The sequence below is a fragment of the Sphingomonas sp. CBMAI 2297 genome, from assembly GCF_029870595.1.
Classification (GTDB): domain Bacteria; phylum Pseudomonadota; class Alphaproteobacteria; order Sphingomonadales; family Sphingomonadaceae; genus Sphingomonas.
Window position 1 is genome coordinate 279,629 of the sequence record NZ_JAPDIR010000005.1, and the last position, 15,011, is coordinate 294,639.

10 protein-coding genes are annotated in these 15,011 nt (G+C 67.9%); 5 read left to right on the forward strand and 5 right to left on the reverse strand.

Translation table 11 applies throughout. The features are described 5' to 3' along the window. Positions 1-48: 48 nt before the first annotated feature. The 4 genes from OMP43_RS09890 to OMP43_RS09905 all read right to left on the reverse strand — a co-directional run bounded on the left by OMP43_RS09890 (position 49) and on the right by OMP43_RS09905 (position 9,395). A complete protein-coding gene (locus tag OMP43_RS09890) occupies positions 49-3,126 on the reverse strand; it encodes a TonB-dependent receptor (RefSeq protein ID WP_280279548.1) in 3,078 nt (1,025 codons plus the stop codon). A gap of 413 nt (positions 3,127-3,539) precedes the next feature. Beyond that, the gene (locus tag OMP43_RS09895; protein WP_280279549.1) at positions 3,540-4,955 is read right to left on the reverse strand and encodes an efflux transporter outer membrane subunit; all 1,416 of its coding nucleotides are present in this window, start codon (positions 4,953-4,955) and stop codon (positions 3,540-3,542) included. Then, complete coding sequence (locus OMP43_RS09900) at positions 4,952-8,197, reverse strand: multidrug efflux RND transporter permease subunit (protein ID WP_280279550.1); 3,246 nt, start codon at positions 8,195-8,197, stop codon at positions 4,952-4,954. The genes OMP43_RS09895 and OMP43_RS09900 overlap by 4 nt, the downstream gene beginning before the upstream one ends. A 10-nt stretch (positions 8,198-8,207) precedes the next feature. Beyond that, complete coding sequence (locus OMP43_RS09905; RefSeq protein WP_280279551.1) at positions 8,208-9,395, reverse strand: efflux RND transporter periplasmic adaptor subunit; 1,188 nt, start codon at positions 9,393-9,395, stop codon at positions 8,208-8,210. A 171-nt stretch (positions 9,396-9,566) separates the two neighbouring features. On the opposite strand from OMP43_RS09905, the gene OMP43_RS09910 reads away from it, so the two are divergent. The 5 genes from OMP43_RS09910 (at position 9,567) to OMP43_RS09930 (ending at position 12,808) form a co-directional block, all read left to right on the forward strand. Continuing rightward, positions 9,567-10,169, forward strand: a complete 603-nt coding sequence (locus tag OMP43_RS09910; protein WP_280279552.1) for a TetR/AcrR family transcriptional regulator — start codon at positions 9,567-9,569, stop codon at positions 10,167-10,169. Between the two features lies 1 nt (position 10,170). Continuing rightward, entirely contained in the window at positions 10,171-11,238 is a 1,068-nt protein-coding gene (gene dinB / locus OMP43_RS09915) for a DNA polymerase IV (protein ID WP_280279553.1), read from the forward strand. A 13-nt stretch (positions 11,239-11,251) separates the two neighbouring features. Then, positions 11,252-11,815 carry a hypothetical protein gene (locus OMP43_RS09920; protein WP_280279554.1) on the forward strand — a complete coding sequence of 188 codons (564 nt, stop codon included), beginning with the start codon at positions 11,252-11,254 and terminating at the stop codon, positions 11,813-11,815. A gap of 73 nt (positions 11,816-11,888) precedes the next feature. Next, positions 11,889-12,440 (forward strand): DNA-3-methyladenine glycosylase, encoded by a 552-nt coding sequence (locus tag OMP43_RS09925; protein ID WP_280279555.1) that lies wholly within the window; start codon positions 11,889-11,891, stop codon positions 12,438-12,440. Beyond that, positions 12,440-12,808 carry a ribose-phosphate pyrophosphokinase gene (locus OMP43_RS09930; RefSeq protein WP_280279556.1) on the forward strand — a complete coding sequence of 123 codons (369 nt, stop codon included), beginning with the start codon at positions 12,440-12,442 and terminating at the stop codon, positions 12,806-12,808. The genes OMP43_RS09925 and OMP43_RS09930 overlap by 1 nt, the downstream gene beginning before the upstream one ends. On the opposite strand, the gene OMP43_RS09935 is transcribed toward OMP43_RS09930, so the two are convergent. Continuing rightward, complete coding sequence (locus OMP43_RS09935; RefSeq protein ID WP_280279557.1) at positions 12,805-14,991, reverse strand: penicillin acylase family protein; 2,187 nt, start codon at positions 14,989-14,991, stop codon at positions 12,805-12,807. The two genes, OMP43_RS09930 and OMP43_RS09935, sit on opposite strands and share 4 nt — an antisense overlap. Between the last annotated feature and the right edge of the window lie 20 nt (positions 14,992-15,011).

Consider the following 15,011-nt stretch of genomic DNA (forward strand, 5'->3'; position numbering starts at 1 on the left):
TTCGAAAAGGGTGCGGAGCGGCGGGAGATCGGCCGCTCCGCACGAGCGCTAGAAGTTGCTGCGGATCGTCAGCGTATAGGTCCGGCCGTCATAGTCGATGCGGCGGGGCAGCATCGGATCATTCTCATATTCCGAGCGGGTCGCGTTCGTCAGGTTGAACGCGTCGACCGAGATCGAGAAGTTCTTCATGATGTTGAGCGAGGCGGAGGCATCGAGCTGGCTGCGCGCCTTCACGGTGCGGGCGTCGCCGACGAAGCTGTTGCCCGCCGCCAGGTCGTATTTGCCGCGATGGTTGAACACCACGCGCACGCCGAACAGCTTGGTCTCGTAATAGCCGATCAGGTTGATGTTGTGCTTGGCGACGCTGGGCAGGGTGATCGGATTGCCCTGCGCGTCCTTCCCGTCGATATCGGTATAGGTGTAGTTCGCCGCGCCGCCGAGATATTTCAGGAAGCCCGGCAGGAAATCGAGGTTCTGCTGCACCGAGACCTCGACGCCGCGCACCCGCATCGGCTTCTGGTTGGTGACGCCGCTCGCCTGCACGCGCGCGCCCGGATTGCTGCCCACGATGTTGCAGTTGGTGCCGTCGTCCTGCAGCGCGCCCAGGCCGAAATCGATGCCGTTGTAGATGCCGTTGGCGGGGCACAGCACGCGGCGATCGGTGATCGGGCCGACATAGCCCTGAATGTCCTTCTGGTAGACCGCGATCGCGAAGGCACCGCCGGGGCGGTTGTACCATTCGAGCGACAGGTCATAGCTGTCGGAAGTATAGGGGCTCAGGTTCGTCGCGCCGATGATGACATTATAGGTCGGCGTGCCGAGCACCGCCGGATCGGGGATCTGCATCGTCGTCGTCGGCACGTTGTCGCGCGGCTGCGGGCGGACATAGGTCTGGTAATAGGCGCCGCGGAACACGAGGTTCTTGGCCAGGTCCGCCGCGAACATCGCCGAGGGCAGCCAATAGTCGTAGCTCTGCTTGTAGGTCCGCGTGCTCATGCTGTGGTTGATCGGCAGCGGCAGTAGCGAAAGCCCGGCCAGGCAGTTGCGGCAGTCCAGCGCGTCGATCTTCTGCGTCGTCGCCTCGTAGCGCACGCCGGCGTTGCCGCGGACATGGATGCCGAACAGATCGCCGTCGAACTTGGCCATGGCATAGGCCGACATCACCTTCTTGGTGTTGGTGAAGTTGTTGTTCCAGTAATTGGGGTCCCAGTAATTGTTCACCAGCCCATAGGGGGTGAGGAACACGCCATATTGCTGGCCCATGGCGAACTGGGGCGGCAGGCCGTTGGCATATTGCGAGGGGCGCGTCGTCAGCACCACCGGCGTGATCGCGCCGAGCACCTGGTTCACGTCCATGCTGCGCCAGTTGCTGGTATAGCCGCCCGCGGTGCCGCCGAAAAAGTCGTTCACATAGGGGTTGGCCAGCGACATCGCCGGCGTGACATTGGCGGTGACCGCGCCGATCGAGGTGTTGCGCGAGCCGATCGAGGTATATTCGTTGTTCTCGTAGCGCATGCCGACCTGGAAGCCGGAGAGGAAGCTGCCGGCGAAGCTGCGCTCGATATCGAGCTGCACCGCGTCGAGCGCGTTCCACGACTGGCCGTTGGTGCCGGTGACGCCGAAGCGATCACCCAGCGTCGCCGCGGCCACGCCGGGCATCTGCGCGCCCGCCTGGGTCGCCTGGTTCGCCGGCGAGGCGAGCGGATAGCCGCCTGTCGGGATGTGCGAGGCGTTGGGAGTGTTCAGGACGAACACCGCGTTCTGCAGGCTGGTGCCGCCGGTGTAGACCGATGCGGTGATGCCGTTCAGCCCCGCCGAACCCAGGTTGCGATAGGGATTCTGGATGATGTCCAGCTCGATCTGGTTGGCGAGCACCTGCGCGCGCGAGATCGTGCCCTGCGCCGTCACTCGCCACTGATCGTCCTTGAACTCGATCGTCGGGTTGATCGCCCAGGTCTTCTGCTTGGCCGGCTCCGAGCGGATCGAGTCGTAGGTCTGCAGATTCTCGGCGGTGAACTGGTTGATATAGGCGCGGGGGCCCGTCGGCGTCTGGACGACATAGGGCGTGCCCAGGCTGGTGAAATGCGCCACCGCCGAAGTGGCCGACAGCGCGCCGGTGCCGTTATTGCCCGCCGACGTGTCGATATAGAGCAGGTGGTTGGTGCCCTGGTCGAGGTTGCGCTCGGTATAGAAGCCGGTCGCGCCGAACTTGAGCGTGTCGGTCGCCTGCCATTCATAGCCGCCGGCGCCGGTGAGCAGATGGCCCTTGTTGAGGCGGACGAACTGGCGGACCTGGGTGGGATAATAGACCCCGCCCGGATATTGCGCCATCAGCGCCTGATAGGTGGGGTTGGACGCCGGCACCGCCTGGTTGCCGACCTGGATCGAACCGAGCTTGTTCGCCCAGCTGTTCACCGACATCGAGTCGCGGCGGAACTTCTCGTCCTTCCAGGCGACCACGCCGAACACCGCGAAATTGTCGGTGATGTGCGCGTTATAGCCGGCCGAGAAGGCCGGGCTGCCCAGGTCGCCGAGATCATTATACTCGTACGAGGCCTTGACCCACCCACCCTGCTTGCGGCCGAGCGCCGGCGCGATCTTCAGGTCGACATTGCCCGAAAGCCCGCCCGCCAGATTCGCCGCCGAGGGCGACTTGATCACCGTGATCGACGAGAAGATGTCCGAATTGAACGCGCCGAGCGGCGTGGACGAGGTATTGGTCGCGCTGCCCAGGATCGGATCGGCGAAGCCGCCGCCGTTCAGCGTGGTGCGCGCGAACGAACCCGGCAGGCCGCGTAGCGAGATCGTGGCGTTGCGCGAATCCGCCTCGCGGTTGATCTGCACCCCGGGGATCCGCTGGATCGCCTCGCCGACGTTCAGGTCCGGGAAGCGGCCAAGGCCGTCGGACGAGATCGAATCGGTGATCTGATCGGACTCGCGCTTGATGTTGAGCGCATCGGCATAGGCCCGGCGAAACCCGGTGACCACGATCTGGTCCGCGGGCCTGGGCTCCTCGGCCTGCGGCGCGCTCGCCTGGCTGTCGGTATCGGTGTTCTGGGCGAACGCAGGCGTCGCCATCAGGACGGCGCAGATCGCCGTGCCAGCAAATAGAGCAGTCCGTCGCATGACTCTCCCTCCCCCTCTGTGCCCCGGCTTGTCTCGTCGCCAGTCGTGCTGGCCACCGGTGTCAGGCCAATAAGGCCGATGCGCGCGTGACTGTCAATAGAATGGTCAGGCCACATTGTATTATTGGTCGGGCAATGCAGCGGATGGAGGGCGCGCGCCAGGCTGAGAACCCAGACAAGCCTTTGAGATTATTTCCGTCATCCCCGGCTGCACGGGGATGACGGGTGAAGGGGGCGGTTGAAGGGATAGCGGGGAGGACGCTGGAGAATATGAGTCCTCAACCTAGCGGGCTGTGTCCAGCCACGCTTTCGAGGTAGAGAGCAATGTTCCCCCGCGTTCCGGCGCAGGCGGGAAACAGCCGCGCCCCCGCGCACCGGAAGGTACGCGGGGTCGCGGGGGCGGGGGTCGGCAGTTCAGCCCTGGGGAGACTGCTGCCAACCTCCGCCAAGCGCGAGGAACAGGGTGACCGTAGCGTCGGAGAAGCTCGACTCGGCCTGGGCCAGGCTCAGCTCGTTCGTGGCGAGCGAACGCTCGGCATCGAGCACGGTCTGGAAGGGTTCGGCGCCGGCGCGGTAGCGCAGCCGCGCGATGCGGGCCGCTTCCGCACTCTGGTCGCGGCCGCGCCGCAGCGCCTCGACGCGCTGGCCCTGCGCCACATAATTGGCCAGCGCCGTCTCGGTATCCTGCAGCGCGGTCAGCCAAGTGCCGTCGAACGTGGCGAGCGCGGCGTCCGCTCCCGCCTCGGCCTGGGCGATGCGCGCGCGGGCGACGCTCATGTTCGGGAAGCTGAACGACAGCATCGGACCGATGCTGAAGCGGAAGCTCGAGCTGTTGAACATATCCTTGGGCGCCAGCGCCGTCGAACCGATCGAGCCGCCGATCGAGATGTTCGGATAGAGGTCCGCGGTGGCGACGCCGATCCGCGCCGAGGCGGCGGCAAGCCGGCGCTCGGCGGCGCGGACATCGGCGCGGCGGGCGAGCAGCGTCGCGCCATTGCCGACCGGGATGGCCTGCTTCACCACCGGCACCGTCTCGCAGCTCGCCACATCGGCCGGCGCGTCCGCCGGCGGCTTGCCGGTGAGCACCGCGAGGCGGAACAGCGCGGCCTTGCGCTGCGCCTCATAGACCGGGACCTGGGCACGGGTCTGCTCCAGCAGGGCCGCGCCCTGGCTGGTCTCGAGCCCGGTGCCGCGCCCGCCCGCCTCGAGCCGGCGCGTCAGGTCGAACGTGTCTTCCTGGAGCTTGAGCGTCTGCGAAGCGACCTTGAGCTGCTCGCCCGCGGCGCAGGCATCCGAATAGGCGCGGATCGTCTCGGCCACCACCGTGACGCGGGACAGGTCATAGGCGGCCTGGCTCGCCCCCAGATCGGCACGGCCGGCCTGGATCGCGCGGGTGATCTTGCCGAACAGATCGACCTGATAGCTCAGGTCGAGCCCGACATCATAGGTATCGCCTTCGAACGAGGAGCCGGGGATGCCCAGCGACGCGCCCGGCACGCGGGCATGCGTCGCCTTCGACGTGACGCTGGTGGTCGGCAGCCGCTGGGCCCGCGTCTCGCGCAGGCTCGCCCGCGCCTGGCGCAGGTTCGCCGCGGCGACGCGCAGATCGGTATTGGCCGCCAGCGCCTCGCCGACCAGCCGGTCGATCACCGGCGTGTCGTACAGCTTCCACCAGTCCGCCGGCGGCTCGTCGGCGACGAAGCCCGGCGCCTTTGCCTGGCTCAGGTCGCCCTGGGCGGGCGCCTTGGGCGCCGGCGAGACATAATTGGGGCCGACCACGCAGCCCGAGAGCGTCAGGCCGGCGGCGATCAGGGCAAGGGTCCGCTTCATTGCGCTTCTCCCGTCGCGGCGGCAGGCGTTTCCGGTGCCGTCGGCATGGGCCCGTGATGCGCCACCTTGCCGCCGCCCAGCTTGCGCAGCAGCACGTAGAAGATCGGCGTGAAGATCAGGCCGAAGATGGTGACGCCGACCATGCCGAACGCCACCGCGGTGCCGAGCGACTGGCGCATCTCCTGGCCCGGGCCGCTGGCGATCGCCAGCGGGATCACGCCGAAGATGAACGCGAACGACGTCATCAGGATCGGACGGAGGCGCGAGCGGGCGGCGTGGACCGCGGCGTCGAACCGGTTCATGCCCTCTTCCTCGCCCTGCTTGGCGAACTCGACGATCAGGATCGCGTTCTTGGCGGCAAGCGCGATCAGCACCACCAGGCCGACCTGGGTGAGGATGTTGTTGTCCATCCCCCGCAGGTTCACGCCGAGCAGCGCGGCCAGGATGCACATCGGCACGATCAGGATCACCGCGAGCGGCAGCGTCAGCGCTTCATACTGGGCAGCCAGCACGAGGAAGACGAATACCACGGCGAGCACGAAGATCAGTGCCGACGAGCTGCCGGCCGCCTTTTGCTGATAGGCGAGGCCGGTCCATTCATAGCCATAGCCCTGGGGCAGCACCTTGCTCGCCATCGCCTCCATCGCCGCGAGCGCGTCGCCCGAGGAGACGCCCGGCGCGGCGGCGCCCTGCAGCTCCACCGCGGGCAGCAGGTTGTAGCGCACCACGCGCGACGAGCCGGAGTCGCGATGGAAGCTCGCCACCGCCGAGATCGGCACCATCTGGCCGCTCGACGAGCGCACCTGCAGGCGGCCGATGTCGCTGATATCGTCGCGCGAGGTCGGCTCCGCCTGCGCGGTCACGCGGAAGGTGCGGCCGAGCAGGTTGAAGTCGTTGACATAGGTCGAGCCGATATAGGTGCCGATCGCGTCGAACACCTGTTGCGGCTGCACGCCGAGGATCTGCGCCTTGTCGCGGTCGACATCGGCGCGGATGCGCGGATTGGCGGTGTTGAACAACGAAAAGACCTGGGTGACCTTCGGCTCCTGCATCGCCGCGCCCATCATCGCCCCGGTCGCGCCCTCGAGCCCGCGCCAGCCGCCATTGGCCGCGCGATCCTCGATCATCATCACGAAGCCCGAGCCGTTGCCGAGGCCCTGCACCGCGGGCGGCGAGATCATGAAGATGTTGGCGCCGCTGATCTGCCCGGCGATCGCGCCGGTGAGCTGGCCGGCCAGCGCCTCCGCGCTCTGCTGCTTGCCGCGCTGCGACCAGTCCTTCAGCTTGATGAAGAACACGCCCGCGTTCGACGCCTGGCTGAAGCTCGCGCCGTCCAGGCCGGCGAATGCCGCGCCGTCGATCACGCCGTCGGTCTTGGCGGCGATGGCATAGGCCTTGTCGACGACTTCGCTGGTGCGCTCGAGCGACGAGCCCGGCGGCAGCTGGACGACGCCGATCAGGAAGCCCTGGTCCTGTTCGGGGATGAAGCCCGTCGGCGTGGCGGTGAGGCGCCAGCCGGTGAGCGCGAGCAGCCCCGCATAGATGAGCATCATGATCAGGCCCATGCGGATCAGCCGGCCAGTGACACGGCCATAGCGGTCCGACAGCCAGTTGAAGCCCTCGTTGAACTTCTCCGCGCCCAGCTTGACCGGCCGCATCCAGCGCGGGCCGCTATCGGCGTCGATATGCTGGTGCGGCTTGAGCAGCAGCGCGGCGAGCGCCGGCGACAGCGTGAGCGAGACGAGCAGCGAGATCGCCGAGGCCGCGGCGATCGTCACCGCGAACTGGCGGTAGAAGATGCCGGGGATGCCGCCGACCATTGCCGTCGGGATGAACACCGAGACCAGCACCAGGCCGATCGCGACCAGCGCGCCGGACACTTCCTTCATCGTCAGGTGCGCGGCATCGCGTGGCGACTTGCCTTCGCGGATGTGCTTCTCCACTGCCTCGACCACGACGATCGCGTCGTCGACCACGATGCCCACGGCGAGCACCAGCGCGAACAGCGACAGCGAGTTGATCGAATAGCCGAGCGCGAGCTGCACCGCGAAGGTGCCGACCAGCGCGATCGGGATGGCGACGATCGGGATCACCGCCGCGCGCCAGGTCTGGAGGAAGATCACCACGACCACGACGACGAGGACCACCGCTTCGAGCAGCGTGTGCTGCACGGCCTCCACCGACGCCGAGACATATTCGGTCGGGTTGTAGGGGATGGTGTATTGAAGGCCCTGCGGGAAGTCCTTCTTGAGCGTCTCCATCTCCTTCAGCACCAGGTCCGCCGCGTTGAGCGAATTGGCGCCCGGCTGCTGGACGATGGCGAGCGCGATACCGCGCCGGCCGCCGAACGAGCCGCGGATCGAATAGTCCTGGCTGCCCAGCTCGATCCGCGCGACGTCGCCCAGCTTGGTGAGCGCGGCGCCGGTCGGATCGGACTTCACGGTGATGTTGGAGAATTGCTCGACCGTGGCGAGGCGGCCGCGCACGTCCACCGGCACCTCGAACGACGGATTGTCCTTGCCCGTCGGCGCCGAGCCGAGCGCGCCGCCCGCGGTCTGGATATTCTGCGCCTGCAGCGCCGCGACGATCTCGCCCGAAGTCAGGTTGCGTGCCGCCGCCTTGTCCGGATCGATCCAGACGCGCATCGAGTAATTGCCGCCACCGAAGACCTGCACCGTGCCCACGCCCTCCAGGCGCAGCAGCCGGTCGCGGATCACCGTATTGGCGTAATTGCCCATGTAATCGACGTCGAGGCTGTTGTCGGGCGAGGTAAGCGCCACGATCATCAGGAAGCCCGATTCCTGCTTGTTCACCGTCACGCCGATCTGGCGCACCTGGTCCGGCAGGCGCGGCACGGCCAGGTTGACGCGGTTCTGCACCAGCACCTGGGCGGCGTTGAGATCGGTACCCGGCTTGAAGGTGACCGTGACGGTCGCCTGGCCCTGGGTGGAGGACGAGCTCATGTAGAGCATGCCCTCGACGCCGTTGATCTCCTGCTCGAGCGGCGTCGACACCGTCTCGGCGATCGTCTCCGGCGAGGCGCCGGCATAGAAGGCGCTCACCGCGATCGTGGGCGGCGCGATCTCCGGATATTGCGACAGCGCCAGCAGCGGATAGCAGAAGGCGCCGATCAGGGTGATGAACACCGAGATCACCGCCGCGAAGATCGGCCGCTCGATGAAGAAGCTGGAGAAGCCGCTGCGCGCGGGCGCGTCGGGCTGGGGAGCCTGGGGTTCGCTCATGGCCCTATCCTCAGCGGTTGCCGGCGGGCAGCGCGGTGCCGGCCGGCTGATCGGACGGCGGCGCGGCGGCGGGGGCCGGCGCTTCCGTGATCTTGCCCGGCTGCGGCGTGACCTTCACGCCCGGGCGCGCGCGCTGGGTGCCGTCGATGATCACCCGATCATCCTTGGTCAGGCCCGAGCGGATCACGCGCAGATTGCCGCGCAGCGGGCCGGTCTGCACCGGGCGCGCCGTCACCGTGTTGCTCTTGTCGACGACGAACACGATCTGGCGCGCGGCATCGGCCATCACCGCCGTGTCCGGCACCAGCAGCGCCGGATAGGGCTTCGACGCCTCGAGCCGGGCCGAGCCGAACATGCCGGGCTTCAGGAAGCCGCCGGGATTGGCGATGATCGCGCGGGCGCGGATCGTGCCGGCGCCGGCATCGAGCGCGTTGTCGACGAAGTCGAGCGTGCCCGTATGGGTATAGTCGTTCTCGTCCGAGAGCTTGACCTTGATCGCCGTGCCGTTCTGGGCGCCGGTGCCCTGGCGCTGATATTTCAGCAGCAGCGCTTCCGATCCCTGGAAGACGAAGTGCAGCGGATCGACCGAGACGATCGTGGTCAGCACCGTCTGGTCGGCGGTGACCGAATTGCCGACATCGACCTTGCGCTCCGAGATGCGACCGCTCAGCGGCGCGACGACGCGCGTGAAGCCCAGGTCGAGCTGGCGCGCCCGCAGATTGGCCTCCGCGGCGGCGACCTGCGCGGCGCCCGAGCGCAGCGCGGCGCGGCGCTGCTCCAGCTCCTCCTGGCTGGCGGCGCGCTGGGCGACCAGCGCCTCCGAGCGGGCATATTCGGTCTGCGCATTGGCGAGCGTGGCCTTGGCCTGGGCGACTTGCGCCGCCGCCTGGGCGACGGCGGCCTGGGCCGGACGCGCATCGATGGTGAAGAGCAGCTGGCCCTTGCGGACGAACTGGCCGTCCTTGAACCAGATGCCCTGCAGATAGCCCGAGGCGCGCGGGCGCACCTCGACCGTCTGGATCGCCTCGAAGCGGCCGACGAACTCGTCCCAGTCGACCACGTCCTGCACCAGCGGCGCCGAGACGGTGACGGGGGGCGGGCCCTGCTGCGGCATCTGCGGTCCGCCGCCGCCGCAACCGGCGAGAGCGAGCGCGGCCACAAGAGCCGGGATAAGCAGCTGACGGTTCTTCGAATGCATGTTCGATCCCTAAATCCGTGCCCCTGGCCGGACATCCTCCGCGGTGCCGTTACTGGAAACGAACGACTTCCGATTTGGCACCCGCTAAGCGCGTTCAGGGAACTTGTCAACGACTGTAGACATATGTCCACAATGGTTGACTACCCGTCTGTTAGCGATAAAAAGGCGCCCATGATCCCGCCCGTCCAGGCCCTGCCGCGGTCGCGCAACGCGGCCGCGACGCGCGAGGCGATCCTCGCCTCGGCCCGGAAGCACTTCGCGCGCGAGAACTACGAGAATGTCGGCCTGCGCGAGATCGCGGGCGATGCCGGCGTCGATCCCGCGCTGGTCAGCCGCTATTTCGGCAGCAAGGAAGCCCTGTTCCGCGAGACGCTGCGCGACGACGACAAGGACTTCATGGAAGGCGCCACCCGCGAGACGCTGGCCGCGCATTTCGCCCGGCTCTTCCTCGACGACGGCGGCACGCCGCAGGACGAGCGCGACCTCCATATCGACCAGATCCTGATCCTGCTGCATTCGATCGGATCGCCCAAGGCCGGCGAGATCATCCGCGAGACGATCGACACCGACATCCTGGAGCCGATCGCGCGCGTGCTTGGCGGCCAGGATACCGAGATGCGCGCCGCCATGGCCTTTGCCGTGCTGATGGGCATGGGCATCATGCATAACACGCTCGCCATCGATCCGGACATGTGCACCGCCGAGGAGACCGAGCGCTTCGAGAAGCGCCTGACGCGCATCTTCGCCGCCGCGCTGGAGCCGATGGACGACTGACATGGGGACCCAGCCGGTCCGCAAGATCATCCATGTCGACATGGACGCCTTTTACGCATCGGTGGAGCAGCGCGACGATCCGGCGCTGCGGGGCAAGCCGGTCGCCGTCGGCTATGCCGCGGCGCGGGGCGTGGTGGCGGCGGCAAGCTACGAGGCGCGCCGGTTCGGCGTGCGCTCCGCCCTGCCCTCGGTCACCGCGATGCGGCGCTGCCCGGAACTGATCTTCGTCAAGCCGCGCTTCGACGTCTATCGCGCCGTCTCGAAGCAGATCCATGCGATCTTCGCCGACTATACGCCGGTCATCCAGCCGCTCTCGCTCGACGAGGCCTATCTCGACGTCACCGCGAACCTGCGCGGGATCGAGACGGCCTGGGCCACCGCCAAGGAGATCCGCGCCCGCATCCTGGCGGAGACCGGCCTCACCGCCTCGGCCGGCGTCTCGTACAACAAGTTCCTCGCCAAGCTCGCCTCGGACCAGCGCAAGCCCAACGGCCAGTTCGCGGTGACGCCCGAGATGGGGCCGGCCTGGGTGGAGACGCTGCCGGTCGCGCGCTTCCACGGAGTGGGGCCGGTGACCGCGAGGAAGATGCATGCGCTCGGCATCGAGACCGGCGCGGATCTGCGCGGCAAGTCGCTGGAATTCCTCCGCGCGCATTTCGGCAGCGCGGCCGAATGGTATCACGCGATCTCGCGCGGCGAGGACGACCGGCCGGTGCATGTCGACCTGCCGCGCAAGTCCTCGGGCTCGGAGACCACTTTCGACCGCGACCTGGTGGAGAATGCCGAGATCGAGGCCGGCGTGCTCGAGATGGCCGAGGACGTCTGGGCCTGGTGCGAGAAGGCGCAGGAATTCGGCCGCACCGTCACCGTGAAGGTGAAATATGGCGACTTCCAGATCATCACCCGCAGCCGCAGCCTCGGCGCCGGGCTGGTCGACCGCCGCGAGACGCTCCGCGACATGAGCCTCGCCCTGATCCGCTCGGTGCTGCCCACGCCCAAGGGGGTAAGGCTGGTCGGCGTGACGGTCTCGAACTTCGAGGAGCGGCTGGGCGAGGAGTTGCCGTTCTGAGTATGACGTTGGAATGACGCGCCCGATCATCCTTCTCCTGACCCCCTTGCTCCTGGCGGGGTGCGGCTCTCTATCCGATGGCAAGCTCGGGGAAGGCTGCAAGGTGGCGGAGGCCTATGCGCGGCAGTTCCTGAAGGAAGCGACGGGACCAATCGCAGTGGCGCACGGCCCCAAGGGCCTGATGCTCCCCGGGCGCGCCGACCTCGAGGCAATCGTTCGCGAGCATCCCGAATTCGTCGGCAGGCAGGATCTTCGCCTGGCATATGCGCAGGGCGACGTTCGGAGATTGAGCCCGGTCACGAGCTGCCCGAATCTGCGCGCGTTTCTGGATGGCGCCGGCATCCTGCACGACGACGCCCGGATCGACCGGCTGGCCAATCCGGGAACGATGGATCGCTATCCCTTCGGCGTCCTCACCATGTCCATGCCGGTGATCGACCGGGATGGCCGAACCGCCGCCATGACGATCAGCGATCAATACGGAGCGCTGGCGGGAGGCACGGCCCTGGTCACCCTGGAAAAGAGTCGTGACGGCGCCTGGATCGTGAAGCGGACCGATACACTGAGCATCAGCTAGCGCATCGCCCCGCCGCATGGCGACCGACCGGGCCGCGAATTGCCGTTCCGGCGGCAGATGATACGCTCGATCCATGCTCGACCGCACCTTCTTCGAGCGCGACGCCGTGACGGTCGCGCGGGACCTGATCGGAGTGGAGGTGCTCATCGACGGCGGCGGCGGCCCGATCGTCGAGACCGAGGCCTATGACGTGCGCGACCCCGCCTCGCACAGCTTCGGCGGGCCGACCCGGCGCAACGCGGTGCTCTTCGGGCCGCCCGGCCATGCGTACATCTACCGGATCTACGGGCTGCACTGGTGCATGAACTTCGTGTGCGCACCGATCAGCGCGGTGCTGATCCGCGCGATCGAGCCGCGCCAGGGGCTCGCGGCGATGGCACGGCGGCGCGGCACCGGTGATCCGCGGCAGCTCTGCTCGGGGCCGGGCAAGCTCTGCCAGGCACTGGCGGTCGACCGCGCGCTGGACGGGGCTCCACTCGATGCGCCGCCGTTCGAACTGCGGCCGGCGGACGCCCCGCGTGCCGTCGCGGTCGGGCCGCGGATCGGGATAACCAGGGCAATCGATACGCCATGGCGGTTCGGCGAGGCGAATTCGCGCTTCCTCAGCAAGCCGTTCGCGCGGTGATGACCGGCGATCCGGTCCCCGTGTCCGATGCCGCGCAGGTCCGCGCGCTGCTGATCGATGCGGCGCGCGCGCACCGCGCGGTCAGCTATTCGGAACTGCTCGCCCTGCTCGGCCATCGCTTCACCCGCCCGCTGATGCGCGCGCTGTGCAAGACGCTCGATGCGATCGACGATGCCGCAGCACGGGACGGCGAACCCGAACTCGCCGTGCTGGTCGTACGCGAAGCCGATGCCATGCCGGGGCAAGGCTGGTGGGTGAGCCCGCGCGGGTCGCTCGCAGCCTATGGCGGGCCGTGGAAGGGAGCGGCGGCACGGGCGCTGGTCGACAAGCTCCAGCGCGAGGCCTTTGACTATTGGTCGAAGAGCTAGCCCCCCGGCCGATACGCCCGCACCACATGCCCCTTCAGATCCTCCGGGTAGAAATAGACCGGCCGCAAATCGCCCGCCGCATAGCGCCCGGCCTGGTCGGTGAAATGCGGGGAGTCCGGGTGCCCGCTCTCGCCGCCCGCAGTCACTGCCCAGGCCTTCACCTTCGGCCCGAACTCCACCGTCGCGACGAAGCTGTTGCCGCTCGTGCCGTAATAGCGCTTCGTCCCCGGCCAGCGCTTCGCGCCGAACGAAGCGAGCGAGCCCCATTGCGCCGAGGGGAAGGGCACCGGGATGCTCGGCTTCGCATCGTCGAACTTCTGGACGATCGCGCCGTCATTGCGCTGGAACCGGTTGATCTCGCCCCAGGGCACGCGCCAGCCACCGAAATCCTGAGTGAGCCGATCCACCGCCGCGGCCAGCGCGTCGATCCGCTGCGCATCGGTGGCGCGCGTCGCCATCCAGTCCCACACCGAGATGCCCGTATCCCTGGCCGGCTGGGCCCCGGGCGCCCAGAGCGCTTCGCCCCAGAACACCGCCAGCGAGGTCGCGGTCGATCCCGCTCCCCAGCGCCGGTCCCAGCCCTTGAGCAGCGCCACCGGCTCGGCGAGCCTGGCCTTGCGCGCGTCGCCGTCCGGCAGCTTCTCCCAGGCGGCGACCAGCCCGGGCAGCAGCCGGTCGAACGCGGGCAGGAAGCTGTCATAGGCCGCCTCGCGCAGCGTCTCCGGCGTGAAGTCCGCCCGCGCGTTCAGCACCCGCAGCGCATGGGCGCCGCGCGGATTCTCGCCGGCCTGGTCGAAATAGCGCGGATAGTCCGCCGCCCTGGGGCTGTCCGCGCCCGCCGCCGTCCAGGGCCAGTTGTTCACGTTGAAGGCCCAGCCATTTTTCGGGTTCACGGCCTGGGGCAGGCTGGCGAGGCCGTGCAGCCCCTTCCAGTCGGTCGCCGGATCGCTGCCGTCCACCGGCTTGCGATAGTCGAAGCGATCGTCGCGCACCGGCATGAACTGCGGCATCAGGAACGCGATCTCGCCCCTGGAATCCGCGAACAGCGTGTTGTTGGAGCTGTTGGCCTTGAGCTCGGCCACCTTCATGAAGCCGGCATAGTCGGTGGCCTTGGTGCGCAGGAAGCTCTGCTGCAGCGCCGCCACCGGCTTGTTCATCAGCGCCACCGCGATCCACTTGCCGCTGTCCGTCATGCGGACGATCGGGCCGTGATGGGTGGCATAGGTCCGGAAGCTGCGCTGCGCCTGCCCTCCGTCCGCCGTGCGATAGGACAGCGTGACTCGCTTCACCGTCACCGGCCGCGTCTCGGCGCCATAGCGATAGCCCAGGACCGTGCCCGGCACGTTGCTGACGATGTCTTCCGCGAACTCGTCGACATTGTCGACGCCGCTCGACGTGTGCATCCAGCCCGCCTTGGCGTTGAACCCCTGGTAGATGAAGAACTGGCCCCAGGTGGCGGCGCCATAGGCGTTCAGCCCCTCGCCGCTCGTCACCTGCTGCTCGGAGCGGAAGAAGAAGCTGGTGTGCGGGTTGATCAGCAGCAGCGCATGGCCGTTCCTGGTATGGCTCGGCGCGATCGCCATGCCGTTCGAGCCCTTGGGCTCCTTGAACACCAGCCCCTTCTCCGCCTCGGTCATCGCGACTCGCTGCTTGCCGTAGAACGCCTCGAGCTGGCTCAAGGCCACCCGCTCGATATCGCCGCCGATGCTGCCTTCCGAAAAGCTCAGCGCCATCCACGGCTCGAAGCGAGTGAGCACGCGCGGCTTCACCTGCGGATGGGTGGCGAGATAATGGTTGAGCCCGTCCGCCCAGGCCTGCATCAGCTTGCGCAGCCAGGCCGGGCTCGCGGCATAGTCCGCCTTCAACGCTTCCGGATCGACGAACAGCCGCTGGCGCAGGTCCTGCCAGATCGCACCCTCGCCTTCCGCTTCGGCAAGCCGGCCCAGGCTCACCAGATAATTGGTCTCGATCCGGTTGAAGTCGTCCTCGGCCTGGGCATAGATCATGCCGAACACCGCATCGGCATCGGTCTTGCCCCGGATGTGCGCCACGCCCCAATCGTCGCGCGTGATCGTCACCCGCGCCGCTTCCGCCTTCCAGCGGGCGGCAGCGGTCTGGGCATGGGCCCCGGAAACGAACGAAGCGGAGGCGAGCAGCGCGGCGGCGAGCGGGAGGCGAGTCATGCCCGCCACCTTAAGCGCAG